The following is a 21,140-nucleotide window of genomic DNA, read 5'->3' as shown; positions in this document are numbered from 1 at the left end:
AAATATGCTCTCATGGTTAGCACGTCTTATTAAAGGGATTGTGATTGCTCTTGGATTTATTCTACCGGGAATTTCCGGAGGGGTTCTAGCAGCAATCTTAGGAATTTATGAACGGATGATTGGCTTTCTGGCCCACCCCTTTAAAGACTTTAAAGAAAATGTTTTGTACTTTATTCCAGTTGCCATCGGTATGCTTCTGGGAATCGGATTATTTTCCTACCCGATTGAATACCTGCTTGAAAATTATCAGGTCTTTGTCTTATGGAGCTTTGCGGGGGCTATCATTGGTACTGTTCCTAGCCTTCTCAAAGAATCAACTCGAGAATCTAACCGAGACAAGATTGATTTAGCTTGGTTTTGGGCAACCTTTATCATTTCTGGACTAGGACTCTATGCCTTAAATTTTGTTGTTGGAACCTTAAGTGCCAGCTTTCTTAATTTCGTCCTAGCTGGTGCACTGCTGGCTCTTGGTGTATTGGTACCTGGCCTCAGCCCATCAAATCTACTTTTGATTTTGGGCCTCTATGCTCCTATGTTGACTGGTTTTAAAACCTTTGACCTCTTGGGAACTTTCTTCCCGATTGGAATCGGGGCAGGTGCAACTCTCATCATTTTTTCAAAATTGATGGATTATGCCTTAAACAACTACCACTCACGCGTCTATCATTTCATCATCGGAATCGTCTTATCAAGTACTCTTTTGATCTTGATTCCAAATGCAGGAAACGCTGAAAGTATCCAATACACTGGCCTTTCTCTTGTTGGGTATGTCATCATCGCCTTCTTCTTTGCACTGGGAATCTGGCTTGGTATTTGGATGAGCCAATTGGAGGATAAGTATAAATAATGGCAAAAAAAGTTAAAATCAAAAAAACATTGGTAGAACAAATTCTGTCTAAAGCAGGTATCCCACATCAGGGGATTCAAATCAATGCCCTGGAAGGAGAGCTTCCTCAAGGTTATGAACGAAATCAGATTTTCAAAACCTTGGCTCTTTTAGGAGACAAGACAGGACCGATTATCGGAATTGTGCCTATCACTCAACACTTGTCGGAAAAGAAACTAGCCAAAATTTCTGGCAATAAAAAAGTGAGCATGATTCCACAAAAGGACTTGGAAAAAACAACAGGTTATATTCATGGAGCCAATAATCCCGTCGGAATTCGTCAGAAACACAATTATCCCATTTTTATCGATAAGATCGCTCTAGACTTGGATCAAATGATTGTCTCTGCAGGCGAAGTTGGTCACAGTATTATCGTCGCTCCCCAAGACTTGGCTAGCTTTGTAAAAGCTGACTTTGCAGATATCTTGGAGGGCAACCAAGAATGAAACTCTACTTTGTCCGCCACGGTCGTACCCTCTGGAACCAAGAAGGTCGCTTTCAAGGTGCCAGTGGAGATTCTCCCCTTCTTCCTGAATCCATTGAAACCCTAAAACAACTTGGCCAATATCTCAAGGAAATTCCTTTTGATCAGATTTATTCAAGTGATTTACCTCGAGCGGTCAGATCTGCCGAGATTATCCAAAGTCAACTCAAGTCTCCCTGTCCTTTAGAAAGTGTCCCTAATCTCCGTGAATGGCAACTTGGGAAGTTAGAAGGTTTGAAAATTGCAACCTTGGAATCTATTTACCCGCAACAAATCAAAGCTTTCCGATCTAATCTTGCGCAATTTGACACTCAAATGTTTGGAGCTGAATCCCTCTTCAGCACAACACAACGGACCATTCAATTTATCAAATCACTCAAAGATAGTCCAGCTGAGCGTATTCTAATTGTCGGTCACGGTGCCAATCTTACTGCCAGTCTTCGTACTCTTCTAGGATATAAAGAGCCACTTCTTCGTAAAAATGGCGGTCTAGCAAATGCCAGCCTGACCATTCTAGAAACCCATGATTTTGAAACATTTACTCTCGATACTTGGAATGATACTTCCTATCAATAACAGAACTTGATTTTAGCGTCAAGTTCTTTTTAGTTTTGAAAGATTATCCGTGAATTTCTTGGCTATTTATGATAAAATGGGAGTATCGCAAAAAATGACTCATCGTATTCAATTTTGAGTAAAACTAGGAGGATCCCATGTCAACAGAACATATGGAAGAACTAAATGACCAGCAAATCGTTCGCCGTGAAAAAATGGCTGCGCTCCGTGAACAAGGAATCGATCCCTTTGGAAAACGCTTTGAACGTACTGCAAATTCACAAGAATTAAAAGATAAATTTGCTGACCTCGATAAAGAACAATTACACGATAAAAACGAAACAGCTACTATCGCAGGACGCTTGGTAACCAAACGTGGTAAAGGTAAAGTTGGATTTGCCCACCTTCAAGACCGCGAAGGTCAAATCCAGATCTACGTTCGTAAGGATGCTGTCGGTGAAGAAAACTACGAAATCTTCAAAAAAGCAGACCTTGGTGACTTCCTTGGTGTCGAAGGTGAAGTGATGCGTACAGATATGGGAGAACTCTCTATCAAGGCGACTCACATTACACACTTGTCTAAGGCACTTCGTCCACTTCCAGAGAAATTCCACGGTTTGACTGACGTTGAAACAATTTATCGTAAACGTTACCTTGACTTGATTTCTAACCGTGAAAGCTTTGAACGCTTTGTCACTCGTTCAAAAATCATTTCTGAAATCCGTCGTTACCTTGACCAAAAAGGCTTCCTTGAAGTAGAAACACCTGTGCTTCACAACGAGGCTGGTGGTGCTGCTGCCCGTCCATTTATTACCCACCACAATGCCCAAAACATTGACATGGTGCTTCGTATCGCGACTGAGCTTCACTTGAAACGCCTTATCGTGGGTGGTATGGAACGTGTCTATGAAATCGGTCGTATCTTCCGTAACGAAGGAATGGATGCTACTCATAACCCTGAGTTCACTTCTATCGAAGTCTACCAAGCTTATGCAGACTTCCAAGACATCATGGACTTGACGGAAGGCATTATCCAACATGCTGCTAAATCAGTTAAAGGTGATGGTCCAGTCAACTATCAAGGTACTGAAATCAAGATTAACGAACCATTTAAACGTGTTCACATGGTTGATGCTATCAAGGAAATTACTGGTGTCGATTTCTGGCAAGACATGACTTTGGAAGAAGCTAAGGCAATCGCAGCTGAGAAGAAAGTTCCAGTTGAAAAACACTACACTGAAGTTGGCCACATCATCAATGCCTTCTTTGAAGAGTTTGTTGAAGAAACTTTGATCCAACCAACCTTTGTCTATGGACATCCAGTAGCTGTATCTCCACTGGCTAAGAAAAATCCTGAAGACGATCGCTTTACTGACCGCTTCGAGCTCTTCATCATGACTAAGGAGTACGGTAATGCCTTTACTGAGTTGAACGACCCAATCGATCAGCTTAGCCGTTTCGAAGCCCAAGCTAAAGCCAAAGAACTTGGTGATGATGAAGCGACAGGAATCGACTATGACTACATTGAAGCTCTTGAATACGGTATGCCGCCAACAGGTGGTTTAGGAATTGGTATCGACCGTCTCTGCATGCTCCTCACCGACACAACTACTATCCGTGATGTATTGCTCTTCCCAACAATGAAATAAGCTCTTATCCTCTGGTACTTGCCAGAGGATTTTTTGATGCAAAAAGAGACTGAGTAAAAACTCAATCTCTACTTTTCACTTCTTTTGTTGCTACATCTTCTCCAAACCATTTCTGGCTGATTTCCTGGAACTTTCCTTCTTGGTATAGTTCGATAAAGGCTTGGTTTAATGCTGTTAATAATCTTTTATCAGCTGGTCTAACTCCGACCGCAAAAGATTCACTCTCAAATCCAGCTGAAAAGACATTATAGTCATTTAATATCCCCTCAGACTGGAGGTAGTAATTAGCATACACTCGGTCAATCAACAAGGCATCAATTCGGTCATTCTTCAAATCAATCAAGGCTTCATTGAAACTCTGGTATTGATTGGCCTTCTGGTCTTTGACACGATTTTTCAATAAATCTGGCTGGGCCTCAAAGTCAAGATAACCAGAGGACCCAGCTTGGGCACCCAAGGCCTTATCCTTCATCTCCTCTACTGAATGAATTTGCTGGCTTCTCTTCGTAACCAGAACTTGCTGATTTTCCATATAAGGAATGCTAAAGGCAACCTTCTCTCGGCGTTCATCGGTGGCAGAATAGCCATTCCAGATGGCATCAATGGTCCCATTTTGCAGTTCCGTTTCCTTCATATCCCAGTCAATTGGCTGAAATTGCACCTTAAAATCTAATTTTTCAGAAACTGCTTGTGCTAAGTCAATATCAAAGCCCGTATATTGGCCATTCTTTTCTTCAAATCCCATGGGTACAAAGGTATTGTCAAAACCAATGGTTATACTGCCTTGCTCTTGATACTTATCCCAGTTATCCTGCTTTGGATTGCTAGCCTTCTGAGTACAAGCCGTTAAAAAGAGAGTCAGGAACGAAACCAATACCAAAGCAATTTTCTTATTAGTCATCGTCACCTCCTACTTGGGCTCAACCTTGAGAATCTGATCTGCAATATTTTCAGCGAATTGTAAATCGTGGGTAACCACAATCTGCGTCATCCCAAGTTCCCTATTTTGCAAAATCAGTTTTTCCACTTCCAAGCGTAATTCTGGATCTAGGGCCGAAGTTGGTTCATCGTAGCCAATGATTTCTGGGTCAATCATCATAGCACGCGCCAAGGCCACCCGTTGCTTTTGCCCACCAGATAGTGAGAATGGATAGGCGTCTGCGTGCCCTGCCAGTCCTAACTGTTCCAAGAGATCACGCGCCTTCTTCTCAGCCTCTTCCTGCTTCATTCCCATAGTTTTCACAGGTGATAAAGTCAAATTATCTAGAACTGATAAATGAGGGAAAAGTTGAAAATCTTGGAAGACAAATCCCAGTAGATTTCGCTTCTCCAGTTCATCCAATTCTAAAGGTTCTCCATTATAAAAGATTTGCCCTGAATCAATGGTTTCAAGACCTGCAAGCATACGTAAGAGAGTTGTTTTACCTCCACCAGAAGGCCCAACGATAGCCAGGATTTGTTTTTCAGGAATACTTAGACTGAAATTGGACAAAATTTGCTTTTCACCAAATCCCTTATTGATATTTCGTAATTCTAACATGGCAGCCTCCTATCTATAGTAACTGTACTTCTTCTCAACTTTTTTGGCAAGAATGGTCACAATACCAATCAAAATTAAGTAAATGGCTCCTGCCAAGAACATAGGAACCAGACTAGCATCACGGTTGGCAGCTGTTCGACTAGCCAAGATAAGGTCTGAAATGCCTAGAGCATAAACCAAGGAAGTATCCTTGACCAAACTCATGACTTCGTTAAACACGCTAGGAAGAACAATCTTGGTCACTTGGGGCAAGATAATATAGCGAACTGTGGCAAAGGGACTGAACTTCAAGACCTTAGCAGCCTCATATTGACCTTTAGGGATAGTCTCAATCCCACCACGGAAGATTTCAGCAAAGTAAGCCGCATAATTGAGAACAAAGGCAATGATAGCCGCAGGAAGACGGTCCAAACGGATCCCAATACTTGGGAGCACATAATAGATAAAGATCAACTGCAAGAGCAAGGGTGTGCCTCGCATGATCCAGATATAAATGTTAATCAGATGATGGAGGAGCTTCCAATGGACTTGCAAGGCAAAGGCAATCAAAACGCCCAAGGGAATAGAAAAAATCAAGACAAGTGCAAAAACCTGTAAAGTCATGCTTGCACCGCTCAATAAACTCGGTAATATCTCAAACAAATAAGACATACTGACACCTCCTAAAAATAATTGCTCCTATTATAGCATAAATAAACTAAATAACCAACTATTTTTGTAAAAAAATTCTTTTTCAATAGAAAAAATCAGTGTCTTGAAGGTAGAATAGGACAACACGACTTATAAAGCCTTGTTAGTCATTTGATTTGAATTTCCTAGTCTATTTGTTTATATTCCATTTCAATATATTATAATTTATAAGTGAAAAGAAAGGACAAATTTTGCCCTTTCTAGATCTTAGCTTCTATTTGTTACAGTTAACTTGACTGATAATTGGAGTTTTATCTTACGTATTTAAGATGGATTGTCTTTTTTAGTTCGTGCCAACCTCAAGGCACGATTTGGATTGAGACGATTAAATAGTTCTTCCAATTTCTTTTCATTCCAAACGTCTGCGGCGGAAACAAAATTACCATCCGCATCTCGGAAAGATATCGGTTTATCTCCCATATCAGTCTCCTAGTCTACAAATTCAAACTCAAATTTACCAATTCGGACCAAGTCACCATCTTTAGCACCACGCGCACGAAGGGCTTCATCAACCCCCATACCACGAAGCTGGCGAGCAAATTTCATGACTGATTCGTCACGATCAAAGTTGGTCATATTAAAGAGTTTCATCAGTTTTTCACCAGAAAGTAGCCACGTTGCATCATCATCACGACTAATTTCAAAGGCTTTTTCTTCCTCGTCAAAGCCGTAGTATGCTTCTTCTTCCATATCTGACTCGTCATAGAGCAAGAATTCTGGTGTCTTGTCTAACAATTCAGCTGTAGCATCCAATAGCGTTGCCAGACCTTGCTTAGTCAAACCAGAAATTGGGAAGATAGCTGGTAACTCTTCAAATTCATCGTAGTTTTCAGCAAATTTTTTCTTAAATTCTTTAAGATTTTCTTGACTCTCAGGCATGTCCATTTTGTTGGCTACGATAATCTGTGGACGCTCCATAAGACGGAGGTTATAAGACTCTAACTCCTTATTGATAGCTAAGTAGTCCTCATAAGGATCACGGTCTTCGCTAGCTGACATATCAATAATGTGAAGAATGACACGTGTACGCTCGATGTGACGGAGGAACTGGGTTCCCAAACCAACACCTTGACTGGCACCTTCAATCAAGCCTGGCAAGTCGGCTACTGCAAAAGATTCACCTGATTGGGTACGAACCATACCTAGATTTGGCACAATAGTGGTAAAGTGGTAGGCACCAATTTTAGGTTTAGCTGAGGTGATAACACTTAGAAGTGTGGATTTCCCTACAGATGGGAAACCAACCAAACCAACATCTGCAAGGATTTTTAGTTCCAATTGTAACTCACGCTCCTGACCTGGCTCTCCATTTTCAGAGATTTCAGGTGCAGGATTTTTTGGTGTCGCAAAGCGGATATTTCCACGTCCACCACGTCCACCGTGGGCAACGATAAATTCTTGACCATGTTCAATCAAATCTGTCAAAACCTTGCCAGTCTCTGCATCACGAACAGTCGTACCTTGTGGTACTCGAACTCTAAGGTCCTCAGCACCACGACCATGCATCCCTTTGGTCATTCCTTTCTCACCAGAATCAGCCTTGAAATGGCGATTATAGCGGAAATCCATGAGGGTACGTAGACCTTCATCTACAACGAAGACGACATTGCCTCCACGACCACCATCACCGCCCCAAGGACCGCCATTAGGGACATATTTTTCACGGCGAAAGGCAACCATGCCATCACCACCATTACCAGCCTTGACCTTGATCTTAGCTGTATCTAAAAACATACTCATTTTTTCTTCTCACTTTAAAAAAGGGCTGGGAAATCCCAGTCACTAAATTTTCTTGAATCTATTTTATAGATTACTGAGGGCACCAATTGCAGTTGCAAAAATTCCCAATAAACTTGCTACTAGCATGATAATCACGATAAATAAGGTTATTTTCTCAAACATAGTTTTTTTACGATTTCCATTATCTCCAAATGCCATTTTTATCTCCTTCGTTACATTCTATTTTCTATTATCTTAGCATGAATTTAGCTAGTTTTCAATAGTCACTTGCTTCTGGCGCAATAATCCATAAAATGATATAAGCTACAACTCCTGCTCCATAACCAAAAGCAAGAACACCCCATATTACGCGAACAATAGTAGGATCCATATCAAAATAATGGGCTACCCCGGCACAAACACCCGCAATCTTTTTATCACGACCGCTTCTCATTAATTGTTTTTTCATACTGTTCCTCTTTCTATTCTTCATGGTCTTTCCAATAATCTCTTATGCTGATCAACTGTGTTTTTGAAGCCTTCAGCATGCGTCTAGAGCCTTTTACGGGTACAGCAACCACCTGTTGCGGTAGATACAAAACTGTCTTAAAGATACGCTGACTGACCGTATCATCTTTGGCTAAATCTTTCTGGAAGTTATTTGAAATAATGGCATCCAGATAAAACTCATGCACCCGTTTTCCAAAGTTCTCAGCTGAAATCTCGTACAACTTCTCTGATAAAGTATGCTCATTCATATCTGGCGTTGCAATCAGGGCTTCCAAAATAGCACCAGCCAAATCATGTTCTCCATAGTACAAGGTTCCAAACATTTTATCACTGATCAGATTGTCCAGATAAGGATTTCCATGAGCAATGACAGGCGTTCCACTGGCTAAGCTTTCCAAGTAGGTCAAGCCTTGGGTTTCACTTGTCGATGCCGAGATGAAGAAATCCGCCGCCTTATAATAAAGAGCTGTCTCACTAGGAGCAATCATCCCTGTAAAGACAACAGAGTCTTGAATCTCTAGTTTCTGGGCTTGCTCTTTGAGGTCATCCAGATAAGGACCATCCCCAGCTACCACCAGTTTAACCTTGTCTTCTTCTTTCAGAACTTCTGCAAAGGCTGCTAAAACTGCTTGAATATTTTTTTCATAGGAAATTCTGGAAAGACTAAGCAACATCTTTTCATCATCTTGAATCCCTAGTTTACTACGTAGTTCTTTCAGATTTTCCTGCTTGATTTCCGGACGCTCAAACTTAGCTAATTCAATCCCAGTTGGAATGACCCGTTTTTCAACCTTGACCTTATAGTCAGATAGCAAATCATGGACAATCTCACTAGGACAAATAACCCCATCCACATCATGCAGGAAACCTCTGACTAAGTACTTGACCATACTAGGACGAATCAACATCCCCTTAGCAATATAATGCACGTAGTCTTCGTATTGGGTGTGATAGGTATGGATGACTGGAATCTTCAATTCACGCGCAATCCAAATTCCCAACAAGCCAAGAGAAAATTCTGTCTGGGTATGAATAATATCTAGCTGATATTGTTTAGCAATTTCAAGCGCCTTGCTGAATCCTCGATAGGCAAAGCGGCGATCCTTAAAAGCAAAGAAGGGAACACTTGGAATGCGGATAATCTGCCAATCTTCATAACGATTGACATTCTTATCTGTCGTCGTAAAGATAAAAACAGCGTGCCCCTGCTTTTCAAGCTCTGTTTTCAAGGTTCGAATACTGGTCGCAACACCTGAAACCTGAGGAAAATAGGTATCTGTAAATAAACCAATTCGCATAGATTACCTCACTTTTTACTTTCTCCCTAAAGCAGCTTGTTTCTCATAAAAGTCCAACCAGATTTGTAACAGATGCTCTTCTGAATACTCTCTAGAAATATTCTTAGCTTTTTCTTTCAAATCTTTTAAAGCAGCAGGATTCGCTTGATATTCCAGAATAGCTTCTTTCATCTCTTCTCTGTCTGCTGTCGCCCGATAATTCCCCTCTAAAATCACCTTATAAAGATCTAAATCACGCAACATAATAGGAGCTTCACAACTGGCAGCCTCTAAAATCGTCATCGGAAAGAGCTCATTGTAACTAGGCAACAAGAAAAGGTCCGCTAGGGCATACAATTCGCGCATCCGCTCTGGTGACACAATACCTGGAAAAATCAAATTTTTAGGGGGATTCTCCATGATTTTCTTGTAGCGTTCATAACCATCTGTCATACCACCAAAAGAGAAACCACCAGCCCAGATAAAGGTAATATGAGGCAATTCCTCAGCCAGACGGATAAAATCATCAATCCCTTTACGTTTCTGAACTTGACCAGCACCTACTACGATAAACTGATTGTCACTAAGACCTAGCTCTGTACGCAGTCTCGCTGCCTCTTCCTCTGGAAGAGGATGCCATTTTTCCTTGTTGACAAAGTTAGGAATATAGGTCACTTTTTCACGTGGAATACCAGCTGCCACCAAATCCTCGATAAACATAGGATTGACCACAACTAAGTGCTCCATCCGGTTGTAAAAAGAAAATACATAGCGTTTCACAATTCCCTTTAAGAAAAATGGAATTTTCAAACTCCCCTCAAGTGTATCAGGTAAGAAATGCACATAGCCAATTTTCCTTCCTGAGCGTTTCTTTTGAAATGTTGATAAATAATAGGGGAAATCAATTGTATGAAAGTGAGTCACATCTGCTTCTATTGGAAGATTTTCTGTAACAATCAATTGGTCCTTGGCATCACGATGAAGAAGACGAACTAATTCACGGTAAGCACCTGAAACTCCTTGTCCTGCTACTTTCTCACTTGAACTCAACATATTGATGCGTAATTTCTTTTTTTCCATAACTACTATTATATCATTTTCTTTGAATAAAATCAGCAAAAGAAAGGAGAGACTAGAGGAAAAGAGGGGGAAATTTCCTCACTTTTCCAAGGGTCTCTCACATACTTTTATATGTTTACTTAATACCTAGGGCAATGCGTGCATAGCGACTCATTTTTTCAACTGTCCAGGCTGGATACCAGACTAATTTAACCTCAGTATCCGTTACTTCTGGCACCTCTGTCATAGCATCATAAATCTGGTCAGTCAAAAGGTCTGCCAAGGGACAACCCATAGTTGTCAACGTCATATCAATCTCTGTTTGCCCTGTGTCGCCATCAAAACGAATCTCATAAATCAAACCAAGATTGACAATATCGATTCCCAACTCAGGGTCAATAACTTCTTCCAAGGCTGATAAAATCCGTGTTTTGATGTTTTCAATTTGCTCTTCTGTATAAGCCATATTCATCCTCACTCTTAGTCTTCAATAAAATCACGAAGCGGTTTGCTGCGACTTGGTTGACGTAGTTTTCTCAAAGCCTTGGCCTCAATCTGACGGATACGCTCACGAGTTACGTTAAAGACTTTACCCACATCTTCAAGGGTACGCATTTTTCCATCGTCTAGTCCGAAACGCAGACGTAGAACATTTTCTTCACGGTCTGTAAGAGTATCTAAGACTTCATCCAACTGCTCACGCAAAACGATACGAGTTGTATAGTCCACTGGATTTTCAATCACTTCATCTTCGATAAAGTCCCCAAGATGGCTATCATCCTCTTCACCAATTGGAGTTTCAAGAGATACTGGTTCTTGAGCAATCTTCAAGATTTCACGAACCTTGTCAGGGGTCATATCCATACGTTCAGCGATTTGTTCTGGCGTTGGATCTTGTCCCAATTCTTGAAGGAGATTCCGCTGTTCACGAACAAGCTTGTTAATCGTTTCAACCATGTGAACTGGGATACGGATGGTACGAGCTTGATCCGCAATAGCACGAGTAATAGCCTGACGAATCCACCAAGTTGCATAAGTTGAGAACTTGAACCCTTTAGAATAGTCGAACTTGTCAACCGCCTTCATCAAGCCCATGTTCCCTTCTTGAATCAAGTCAAGGAACTGCATACCACGACCGACATAGCGTTTGGCTATAGAAACAACCAAACGAAGGTTGGCTTCCGCAAGACGTTGTTTGGCTTCGATGTCACCCGCTTCAACAGCCAGTGCTAACTCTTTTTCCTCTTCATTGGTCAAAAGAGGAACGACCCCGATTTCTTTCAAGTACATACGGACAGGGTCATTGACCTTAGCCGACGTTGAACCAATCAAGTCCTCATCACTGAGTTCCGGTTCTTCTTCAGCACTAAGAACACGCGCACTTGGGTTTCCTTCGTTATCTGTGATAGAAATTCCTGCATCTTGAATCCGTTGCAAGAGATCTTCAATCCCATCAGCATCCAAGGTAAAAGGGACAACAAGACTAGCATTGATTTCATCATCTGTTGCTGTCCCTTTTTGCTTATGATTACGGATAAATTCTGCTACTTGTACGTCAAATGTTGTTACTTCTTTTTGTTTTGTTACCATTATTACTCCATTCTTCTCTTTTGTGAAATTAAACGTTCCAATTCTTCTAAGGCTGTGTCGGTATCTCCTACATGGCTAGCTTCCTGCACCTTCTTTTTGATTCTCATATTGTCCTGATTCAAGAGAGCCTTGTTTCGAGTCATTTCTACTTCACTTAGTTCCTGCGGTGACATCTCAGCAGGCAAATCCTGAGCTAAGACTTGGTACCAAGCTCTTTCAACTTCCTCTGTCTGTTCTGCTAGAACTTCTGGAGGAAGATTGCCATACTGACCAAGCAAGTCATATAAGACCTGAAATTCAGGTGTATCAAATGCAAAGTCTTCTCGCAAGCGGTAATCGTTCAAAACAATAGGGGATTCCACCATTCGATAAAGTAGATGGGCTTCTGCCCTCATAATAGCCGATAACTGCTTGGTGATAGGCATAGTGATTTGCGTCGGTCTGGAAATTCCTTCCATGCGATTCTGCCTTTGTGCCTGACGGCTTTCATTAACAATCTGCTCAATCTGGGCATAATCAAAGGACGCCAGACTGTCAGCTAAAATATGAATATAGCTGTTTTGAGCAGTGATGGACTTTTCTTGAACAATCAAGGGAGCTATTTTTTCAATAAACTCAATCTGAGCTTGCAGATTTTCACTATTTTCAGGCTTATACTGGTGAATGTAGAACTCAATCGGACTAATACGAGTTTTCGTTAATAGATAGGCCAAATCTTCTGGACCATTTTTTTGTAGATATTCATCTGGGTCCAAGTTATCAGGCATGCTGACGATCTGCACAGGCATATCACCAATTTCGTCCAGCGCTTTCAATGTCGCAGCTTGCCCAGCCTTATCGCCATCGTAAACAAGAACCAACTTCTTGGTTAGCCTTTTCAGATGCTCAACATGCTCACGACTCAAGGCTGTTCCCATAGATGCGACAGCATTTTCGATTCCAACCCGATAGGCTGCAATGACATCCATGAACCCTTCCATGAGGTAAATCTCACTAGTTTTACCAGAAGATTTTTTTGCCCTATCCATATGATATAATTCGTAACTTTTGTTAAAAATTGCAGTCGATCGGCTATTTTTATACTTAGAAGTTTGTGAATCCGTTTTCTGCCAGATACGACCTGAGAAGGCAATGACCTTTCCCTGGTCATTTGTTAGGGGAAACATGATGCGATTGTGAAAGGTGTCTACAAATTGATTTGCATCCGATAGGTAAAATAGCCCTGAATCTAGAAAATCCTCATCACGATACTGACCAGACAAACGTTGATAGAGATAGTTTCGTTCTGGAGGTGCTAAACCAATCCGAAAATGCTTGAACACTTCATCTGTCAAACCACGCTCATAAAGGTAGTTTCTGGCCTCTTCCCCCATGGTCGTTGTCATGAGAATAGCATGATAAAATTTGGCAGCATCTTCATGCATATCATAAAGAGCTTGGTGGGGTGAAGCTGGCTTCTGCTCACTATAAAGCGGTTTTTCAACCTCAATCCCAACACGCTGACCTAAGATTTGGACAGCCTCCATAAAGGGAACCCCTTGGTACTCCTCGATGAACTTAAAGACATCACCTGAGCGCCCACAACCAAAACAGTGGTAAAACTGCTTGTCCTCGACAACGTTGAAAGAAGGTGTTTTTTCACCATGAAAAGGACAGAGCCCTAGATAGTTCCGTCCTGCCTTTTGTAAAGAAATCACATCTCCTATGACTTCCACAATGTTGGCATTGTTTTTGATTTCTTCAATGACTTGTTTGTCAACCATACACAATACCTCCATGTTATCATAGTTTACTTTATATAGTATACTTTATTTCAGAAAAAAAGTAAACCATTTCACTCATTTTCCCTACTTTATTCAAAGAGTTGATAATAATCAGAGATTTTCATTTTTGCTTTATCTTCTTGGTTCAAATCTTGGATAATTCGTCCTTCTTTCATGACAATCAAGCGATTGCCATACTTAAGAGCATCTTCCATGTGATGAGTAATCATAAGCGCTGTCAGCTGGTCATTCTTAACAAATTCATCTGTCAATTCCATCAAAGCAACACTAGTCTTTGGATCAAGGGCCGCAGTATGCTCGTCTAACAAGAGTAATTCAGGTCGTTTCAAGGTTGCCATCAAGAGACTCAAGGCCTGTCTTTGCCCACCTGATAAGAACTCAATCGGTGTATTCAAGTGTTTCTCAAGACCATTTCCTACTTTTTCAATGGTCGCTTGAAATTCATCCTTATAACTAGTCAAGCGTCGTGGTAACAATCCACGCTTTTCACCACGAAATTTGGCAATCAAGAGATTCTCTGCCACTGTCATACGAGGAGCTGTCCCCATCTTTGGATCTTGGAAGACACGAGACAGATACTTAGCGCGCTTCTCTGGTGAAAACTTGGTAACATCCTCACCTAAAATACGGATGGTCCCACTGGTTAATGACAAGGTTCCTGCAATAGTGTTAAAGAGAGTTGATTTGCCAGCACCATTTCCACCTAAAATCGTGATAAAGTCCTGTTCAAAAATTTCTAAGGAAACATCATTTAAAATAATCTTTTCTTCATCAAAGCCATTTTTAACGACTTTGGTTGCATTTTTTAATTCTACAATTGCTGTCATTTGCTTAATTTGGCTCCTTTCAAGATTGTTTGCTTAAATGTTGGAATCATGAGGCAGACTGCTAAAATCACGGCGCTGTACAAACGAAGGTAACTTGTATTAAAGCCAAGCGCAATAACTGCCCACACTAAGAATTGATAAGCGATAGAACCTACAACAATGGTAACCAGACGTTCTGCCAAGCTCAAACTCTTGAAGATAACTTCTCCAATAATCAAACTTGCAAGCCCCACAACGATAACACCGATTCCTCGAGATACATCGGCATAGCCTTCTTGCTGGGCAATAAGAGCTCCTGCAAGGGCAATCACACCATTTGATAAGACCAAGCCCATGAGCTCCATGCGTCCAGTATGAATCCCGAAACTTCTAGCCATATCAGGATTGTCACCTGTAGCAATATAGGCTTGTCCTAGTTTGGTGTCCAAGAAAAAGAGCATGAGAGCAATAACAATACTCACAAAGATGAGACCTGTCAAGAGTTGATTCAAATCCGAATCAAAAGGCAAAACATCCTGAATTTGCTTGGTTCCAAGCAGGCCTAAATTCGCACGCCCCATAATCAAGAGCATGATAGAGTGACAGGAAGTCATCACCAAAATCCCGGAGAGCAAGGTTGGGATCTTCCCTTTTGTATAAAGAAGGCCTGCTGCCATTCCAGCCAAACAACCTGCTCCTACAGCAACAAGTGTCGCTAAAAAAGGATTCACGCCTTTCGTTATCAAAGTGACAGCAACAGCTCCCCCAAGAGGGAAGGAACCTTCTGTCGTCATATCTGGAAAGTTCAAAATCCTAAATGTCATAAAGATTCCCAGACCTAAAATAGCCCAGACAAATCCTTGAGAAATAATAGATAATATCATCTGTTTCTTAACCTTTTCTATATGATTTCTATTGTAAAAAATTGGAGGAGATGTCCCCAACTCCTCCATTGTAGATTATTCAATCACTTGTCCTGCTTCTTTTAGAACAGATTCAGGAATCGTAATACCTAGCTCTTGTGCCAATTTTTTATTGATAACTGATTTACCAGTTGAAAAGACATTGACTGGAGTATCAGCTGGTTTTGCACCTTTCAAGACTTGCGCAATCATTTTACCAGTTGCCACACCAAGGTCATGTTGGTCAACTACAACGGATGCCAAACCACCTGCTTCTACCATGGCAGTTGCACTTGGATAAATTGGTTTCTTAGCCGATTGGTTGCTTGATACAACTGTTGAAAATGCAGATGCGATTGTGTTATCAATTGGAACCCAGATAGCATCAACCTTGCTAGTCATAACATTAACTGTTGAAGCAATTTCATTTGTTGAAGGAACTGCAAATGTTTCCACTGTCAAACCTGCTTTTTCAGCATAAGCCTTAAATTCTTCAACTTGAGTTTTTGAATTGTCTTCGCTACTTGAGTAAAGAGCTCCGATTGTTTTCACATTTGGTGTCAAAGCTTTGATGAGTTCAACTTGTTGTTGAGCTGGATTGTGGTCAGATACCCCTGTAATGTTGCCACCTGGTTTTTTCAAATCTTTGACCAAGTTAGCACCGATTGGGTCTGTAATAGCAGCCATGATAACCGGTAGGTCTTTTGTGGCGCTTGCCAAACCTTGAGCAGCTGGCGTTGCAATACCAACCACAAGGTCATTCCCATTTGCAACCAATTGTTTACTCATTGTCGCAACCTTACTTTGGTCACCTTCTGAGTTCATAAAGTCAATCTTCAACTGGTCATCTTTATAACCTTCTTCTGCAAGTCCATCTTGAATCCCTTTATAAATCAAGTCAAGAGATGGATGGCTCACAAACTGAAGGACACCAACTTTGGCAACTTTCTTCTCATTCTTAGCTTCTGGTTTATTCATTGAAGAGTAAATCAAGCTTCCTGCTACTAAGACTGCTAATGCAACGATAATTCCAATTAAACGTTTATTTTTCATTCTATTTCTCCTTTTTTATTCCTTTAAAATACTTCACTTATCTAATAATCTTCGAAAATCTCTTCAAACCACTTCAGCTTCACTTTGCCGTAGCTATGGTTACTGACTTCGTCAGTTCTATCCACAACCTCAAAGCAGTGCTTTGAGCAACCTGCGGCTAGCTTCCTAGTTTGTACTTTGATTTTCATTGAGTATAAACAAGCGACGCCATCGTTTTCTTTCCATACTAACCTCCATCAAAAAAAGTCCTCACACAAAAAAACTTGTGTGAGGACGTCGATGCGCGGTACCACCTCAATTATAGGGAATTTCCCTATCGCTCTGTCTCGCAATAACGAGATGCACTGTAAGGTGTGCTCACCGAATTTTTATGATTTCAAATTCTAAATAACATTCAGCCCAATTTTCATCATCACCACTTATCTGTTTTCAGCTACCACAGACTCTCTAAAAAGTTTATATGATTACTTTTCTGAATGGTTAAATTATATCATTTTTCAACTACTTGTCAAGACTCTTTTAGCATTTTTTTGAACTATTCAAAAACTTCCCCTATAGAAAAGGGGAAGCTTGATAGGTATCAGCCTGAATTACGCAATCCTGTCGCAATTCCGTTGATGGTTGTATGGATTAATTTTTCTTGGTCGCTTGATAATTCTCCTCGGCGTTGACGTTTAATCAACTCCAACTGGATATAGTTAAGGATATTAAAGTAAGGCATACGGTAATCCAAACTTGCTTTTAGATATGGATTTTCAGCCAAGAGTTCATCATAACCTTCGATAGCCAAGATGACTTCCTTGGTAACTTGCCATTCATTTAAAATAGTCTCATAGATTGCTTTTACTTGATCATCTTCACAAAGTTTAGCATATTCAAAAGCAATATTCATATTTGATTTTGACAAGACCATGTCGACATTTGAAAGAAGCGATTGGAAGAAAGGCCAGTTTTGGTACATATCTCGTAAGATAGCGATATTCTCTGGATTTTTATCGATAAATTCCTTGAAGCTTGAACCAACCCCATACCAACCAGGGAACATGACACGGCTTTGTGACCATGAGAATACCCAAGGAATAGCTCGCAAACCACCGATTTCAGTAATCGTCTTACGAGCGGCTGGACGAGAACCAATATTAAAGCTTGAAATAGCCTTGATTGGACTTGACTCGAAGAAATAATCATAGAAATGGTCATTACCAAAGACCAAATCACGGTAGATATCGTAACTACGGTCCACCACTTGGTCCATAATGGCTTCATAACGATTTGATGTATTGGTATCGCTCTTCTTCTGCGTAATCATACGGTTAATGGCTGCAGATACTAGCATTTCAAGATTATAGTAGGCCGCATCTTTATTACCGTATTTATTGCCAATTACTTCACCCTGCTCCGTCAAACGGATACGATCCTTGATTGACTTGAGCGGTTGGGAGGTGATGGCTTCATAAGTTGGTCCACCACCACGACCAACAGTACCACCACGGCCATGGAAGAAGGTAACCTTAACGCCAAATTCATCTCCAATAGCAGTCAATTGTTGTTGAGCCTTGTAGAGGGTCCAACATGATGATAAGTAACCACCATCTTTATTACTGTCAGAGTAACCAAGCATGATTTCTTGGTAATTATTACGTGAAGCAATCCACTTCTTAGCTAGAGCAAGAGAAAGGTATTCCCTCATGGTTTCTTCTGAGTGGTCCAAGTCCTCGATTGTTTCAAAAAGAGGGACAATTTGGACACGAGCTCTCTCTTTATCAACTAGCCCTACTTCTTTTAGTAAGATAGCCAATTCCAGCATGTCTGATACGCTGGTTGCATGTGAAATAATGGTCTGACGAATAACATCATCACCCAACTTATCTTTCAAATTACGGGCAGCCTTAAAGATGGCCAATTCTTTTTCAAGTAACTCTGATTTTTCAACATGAGTAGCAGAAAGAATGCGTGGATCTTCTTCTAATTCTTTTAAGAGAAGCTGGCATTTTTCCTCTTCACTTAGTTCGCTGTAACGAGAATGGATTCCTGCTGATTTCAATAGTTCGGCTACACAGGCCTCATGAACACTAGAATCTTGACGCATGTCAATAGATGCCAAATAGAAACCAAAAATTTCAACTGCCTGGATCAACTCAACAAAATCACCAGAAATCAGTGCTTCACCCTTATTTTCCAAGAGGGAATCACGAATGGTAATTAAATCCTTATAAAAATCATTGGCCGTTTCATAGCGAGCCCCAACTTCCTTATCTTCAATCAGATAAGTTTTTGTTGCTTGAATTTTTGATTGAATATCAAACAAGGCACGGCGGTAAAGCTCTTTTTCACGGTAGATTGAGTTATCCTTAGATTGACGAGCCATTTCTCTGACTTGCTTGCTGACATTGACAATACTGGTTGAGAGAGAGAATTCACGATAAAGTTGGTAAATCTTTTCATCATAGTAGTTCATGATGACTTCACACTGAGTCATAGCAGATTGTTTCAAGGTATCTGCTGTAACAAAAGGATTCCCATCACGGTCTCCACCAATCCACATTCCCATGGTAATTGGTTTAGGATGTTTCAACTCCAAGCCGTGTTTTTTAGCCAGACGCTTGTACTCAGCAGTCAAATGAGGAACAGCTTTCAGGAATGAACTATTGTAGTATTCCATAACATTCGTGATTTCATTGGTTACTTTCAATTTCTTTTCACGAATCATGTCTGTCTGCATGATAATCTCAATGTAACGACGGAGATCATTATGCCATTTTTCCTTATTAATCAAGCCTAATTTCACATCACGATACTTACGCAAGAGGGTGTGGATATGGTTGGTCAAATCCAACATACTCTTACGTTGCACTTGTGTTGGATGGGCTGTCAAAACAGGAACAACATTCAAGTGTTCAAGAATTTCAACCGCATTTTCTTTTTCTGCAACCATTTTGATTGTTGCTGACAACTTACCAAGATAATCTTGATCAATATTATTTTGGTGGTTGATTTCATAAGCTAAATCCACATCTTCTGAAATATTAATCAAGAGGGGCAAGATAGAGAAATAGCGTGAAATATAAGCCATTTCATCATTTGACAGACTAGTAACCAATTGGTTCAAGCCTTGATAATCTTCTTGAGTTGACAATTCTTTCAACTCCATAATTTTTTCAAAAGTCTCTGGGGCAAGCATATTTTTAGTGATATCTTCTAACAATTCTGTTAAAATCAATACTTCTTCTTGCACGACAGCTTTATTACTATAGTTTTCTAATTTTTGAAGAGACATAGGTAATCCTTTCCACTATCAGCTCTACATATAGTTTGAGGAGTGAGCTTCTAACTCCTCATACAATTGAGCACGCTTTTCACTTGCATCAATATTTAAGACAAAGGCGATGGCTACAGACAAGACCAGAAGACTATTTCCTCCTTGCGATAAGAAAGGGAAAGTTACTCCTGTCGAGGGAATAATGCCAGAAATTCCACCGATATTGACAAAGACCTGTACCAACATCATCCCCCCAACTCCAATCGCCATCATAGAATTAAAGGGATTCTTAGCACGAATTCCTACTAGGATGATTCGTAAAATAAGGAAAAAGACAAGTGCTAAAATCAAGCTGGCCCCTACAAATCCAAATTCTTCGATAACAATTGAAAATACAAAATCTGTATGGGCCTCTGGTAAATAGCCACGTTTTTCAATTGAATTTCCTAAACCTAGACCAAACCAACCACCATTTACCATGGCAAAATAGGAATTTGCGAGTTGGTGGCCTGCTCCTGCCAAATCGGCAAAGGGATTAAAGTAGGCACTGAAACGCTTAGCAACGTAGCCAAATATTGGAATTTTTGAAAATTTATCAACCCCTATAAAAGAAATAAGTGATAAGGATAAGGCAGAAACTCCCACCAAAATTCCCAAAAAGGCAATAAACCATCTATAAGCGATACCACTAATCGTATACATAATCAAGGCAACCAAAGCTAAAATAGAAGCATTCCCCAAATCTGGAAAAATAGCAAGGCTCCCAATCAGTACAAAGAGAACAAAGCGCCAGTCATTAAACGCACGAGGAAGCCACTGATTCTGTGTCAAAACTTGAAAATCATAAATAGCTATATCCTCTTGTTGTTTGGAAAATTTATTTGCTAGATACCAAATAATAATAATTTTCAAGTATTCGGCTGGCTGAATGGTCAAAGGTCCTACAGAAATCCAGCCATAGGCTCCATTGACAGGAATACCAATTATCCGAGCCAAGGCTAATAGAATCAGCTCAACGAACATAACGATAAATAGAAGACGTTCGTTTCTTAAAAAATTCAGTTTCAACTTATATATCAAGGCAATCAGTATCAAACTAAATATCCAAAATAGTCCCTGACTTCGGACCAATTGCAGTGCACTTTGGCCTTCTTGAATTAAAATAGCACTGGTTGTCGAATAAACCACAATCAAGCCCAAAATAGATAAAAGTAAGTAAGGAACTAGAATAGAATAATTTAACAGGTGCCTTTTACTAATCTTCATAGTATCACCAATCTAATGAGAACAACACAATTGCTTCCCAAATTCCGTTTGTTTTCTAGTTTTGATTGCTATTATACCATTTTTTCCGAAAGAAAAAAACTCTTATCCATC

General features: G+C 40.4%; 21 protein-coding genes and 1 other annotated feature. Of the genes, 4 read left to right on the top strand and 17 right to left on the bottom strand.

All coding sequences use genetic code 11. The features are described 5' to 3' along the window. Positions 1-4 precede the first annotated feature (4 nt). The 4 genes from O3650_RS00230 to lysS all read left to right on the top strand — a co-directional run bounded on the left by O3650_RS00230 (position 5) and on the right by lysS (position 3,574). Positions 5-847, top strand: coding sequence for a DUF368 domain-containing protein (locus tag O3650_RS00230; protein WP_153193307.1), 843 nt, complete (start codon positions 5-7; stop codon positions 845-847). Continuing rightward, on the top strand, positions 847-1,332 hold the full coding sequence (locus O3650_RS00225) for an aminoacyl-tRNA deacylase (protein ID WP_153193306.1): 486 nt from the start codon (positions 847-849) through the stop codon (positions 1,330-1,332). The genes O3650_RS00230 and O3650_RS00225 overlap by 1 nt, the downstream gene beginning before the upstream one ends. Further along, positions 1,329-1,946 (top strand): histidine phosphatase family protein, encoded by a 618-nt coding sequence (locus O3650_RS00220; protein WP_153193305.1) that lies wholly within the window; start codon positions 1,329-1,331, stop codon positions 1,944-1,946. Before O3650_RS00225 ends, O3650_RS00220 begins: the two co-directional genes overlap by 4 nt. A 137-nt stretch (positions 1,947-2,083) precedes the next feature. Continuing rightward, a complete protein-coding gene (gene lysS, locus O3650_RS00215) occupies positions 2,084-3,574 on the top strand; it encodes a lysine--tRNA ligase (RefSeq protein WP_060805682.1) in 1,491 nt (496 codons plus the stop codon). Between the two features lie 61 nt (positions 3,575-3,635). Here lysS and O3650_RS00210 read toward each other — a convergent pair whose 3' ends face one another. The 17 genes from O3650_RS00210 to ftsW all read right to left on the bottom strand — a co-directional run bounded on the left by O3650_RS00210 (position 3,636) and on the right by ftsW (position 21,029). After that, positions 3,636-4,475, bottom strand: coding sequence for an amino acid ABC transporter substrate-binding protein (locus tag O3650_RS00210; RefSeq protein WP_049532862.1), 840 nt, complete (start codon positions 4,473-4,475; stop codon positions 3,636-3,638). Positions 4,476-4,484: 9 nt separating this feature from the next. After that, positions 4,485-5,114 (bottom strand): amino acid ABC transporter ATP-binding protein, encoded by a 630-nt coding sequence (locus tag O3650_RS00205; RefSeq protein ID WP_049532863.1) that lies wholly within the window; start codon positions 5,112-5,114, stop codon positions 4,485-4,487. A 9-nt stretch (positions 5,115-5,123) separates the two neighbouring features. Next, on the bottom strand, positions 5,124-5,765 hold the full coding sequence (locus tag O3650_RS00200; protein WP_049532864.1) for an amino acid ABC transporter permease: 642 nt from the start codon (positions 5,763-5,765) through the stop codon (positions 5,124-5,126). 303 nt (positions 5,766-6,068) lie between these two features. Further along, complete coding sequence (locus O3650_RS00195) at positions 6,069-6,224, bottom strand: hypothetical protein (RefSeq protein ID WP_000502580.1); 156 nt, start codon at positions 6,222-6,224, stop codon at positions 6,069-6,071. A gap of 9 nt (positions 6,225-6,233) precedes the next feature. Continuing rightward, positions 6,234-7,544 (bottom strand): GTPase ObgE, encoded by a 1,311-nt coding sequence (gene obgE, locus O3650_RS00190; RefSeq protein WP_049532865.1) that lies wholly within the window; start codon positions 7,542-7,544, stop codon positions 6,234-6,236. A 63-nt stretch (positions 7,545-7,607) separates the two neighbouring features. Then, positions 7,608-7,742, bottom strand: a complete 135-nt coding sequence (locus O3650_RS00185) for a DUF4044 domain-containing protein (protein ID WP_000863859.1) — start codon at positions 7,740-7,742, stop codon at positions 7,608-7,610. Positions 7,743-7,800: 58 nt separating this feature from the next. After that, positions 7,801-7,977, bottom strand: a complete 177-nt coding sequence (locus O3650_RS00180) for a PspC domain-containing protein (protein WP_049532910.1) — start codon at positions 7,975-7,977, stop codon at positions 7,801-7,803. Positions 7,978-8,005: 28 nt separating this feature from the next. After that, positions 8,006-9,331, bottom strand: coding sequence for a glycosyltransferase family 4 protein (locus O3650_RS00175; RefSeq protein ID WP_049532866.1), 1,326 nt, complete (start codon positions 9,329-9,331; stop codon positions 8,006-8,008). Positions 9,332-9,346: 15 nt separating this feature from the next. Continuing rightward, the gene (cpoA, locus tag O3650_RS00170) at positions 9,347-10,390 is read right to left on the bottom strand and encodes an alpha-galactosylglucosyldiacylglycerol synthase (protein WP_049532867.1); all 1,044 of its coding nucleotides are present in this window, start codon (positions 10,388-10,390) and stop codon (positions 9,347-9,349) included. Positions 10,391-10,505: 115 nt separating this feature from the next. Continuing rightward, positions 10,506-10,835 (bottom strand): metal-sulfur cluster assembly factor, encoded by a 330-nt coding sequence (locus O3650_RS00165; protein WP_000331925.1) that lies wholly within the window; start codon positions 10,833-10,835, stop codon positions 10,506-10,508. Between the two features lie 14 nt (positions 10,836-10,849). Next, entirely contained in the window at positions 10,850-11,959 is a 1,110-nt protein-coding gene (gene rpoD, locus O3650_RS00160) for an RNA polymerase sigma factor RpoD (protein ID WP_000256769.1), read from the bottom strand. 2 nt (positions 11,960-11,961) lie between these two features. Beyond that, a complete protein-coding gene (dnaG, locus tag O3650_RS00155; protein ID WP_049532868.1) occupies positions 11,962-13,722 on the bottom strand; it encodes a DNA primase in 1,761 nt (586 codons plus the stop codon). An 89-nt stretch (positions 13,723-13,811) separates the two neighbouring features. Continuing rightward, entirely contained in the window at positions 13,812-14,570 is a 759-nt protein-coding gene (locus tag O3650_RS00150) for an ABC transporter ATP-binding protein (RefSeq protein ID WP_045611494.1), read from the bottom strand. Further along, on the bottom strand, positions 14,567-15,433 hold the full coding sequence (locus O3650_RS00145) for an ABC transporter permease (RefSeq protein WP_045612545.1): 867 nt from the start codon (positions 15,431-15,433) through the stop codon (positions 14,567-14,569). The genes O3650_RS00150 and O3650_RS00145 overlap by 4 nt, the downstream gene beginning before the upstream one ends. Positions 15,434-15,508: 75 nt before the next feature. After that, positions 15,509-16,504, bottom strand: coding sequence for a tryptophan ABC transporter substrate-binding protein (gene trpX, locus O3650_RS00140; RefSeq protein WP_153197555.1), 996 nt, complete (start codon positions 16,502-16,504; stop codon positions 15,509-15,511). A gap of 266 nt (positions 16,505-16,770) precedes the next feature. Then, positions 16,771-16,988: a binding site (T-box leader), on the bottom strand. A gap of 96 nt (positions 16,989-17,084) precedes the next feature. Beyond that, positions 17,085-19,781: a phosphoenolpyruvate carboxylase gene (ppc, locus tag O3650_RS00135; RefSeq protein ID WP_371491269.1), complete on the bottom strand. Its 2,697-nt coding sequence runs from the start codon at positions 19,779-19,781 to the stop codon at positions 17,085-17,087. Positions 19,782-19,805: 24 nt separating this feature from the next. Next, positions 19,806-21,029 carry a cell division peptidoglycan polymerase FtsW gene (gene ftsW / locus O3650_RS00130; RefSeq protein ID WP_033676874.1) on the bottom strand — a complete coding sequence of 408 codons (1,224 nt, stop codon included), beginning with the start codon at positions 21,027-21,029 and terminating at the stop codon, positions 19,806-19,808. Between the last annotated feature and the right edge of the window lie 111 nt (positions 21,030-21,140).

The sequence above is a fragment of the Streptococcus sp. 20925_1_24 genome, from assembly GCF_041432335.1.
In the GTDB taxonomy this organism is placed as follows: Bacteria; Bacillota; Bacilli; order Lactobacillales; family Streptococcaceae; genus Streptococcus; species Streptococcus mitis_BM.
This window is presented reverse-complemented; position numbering and strand designations above follow the sequence as displayed.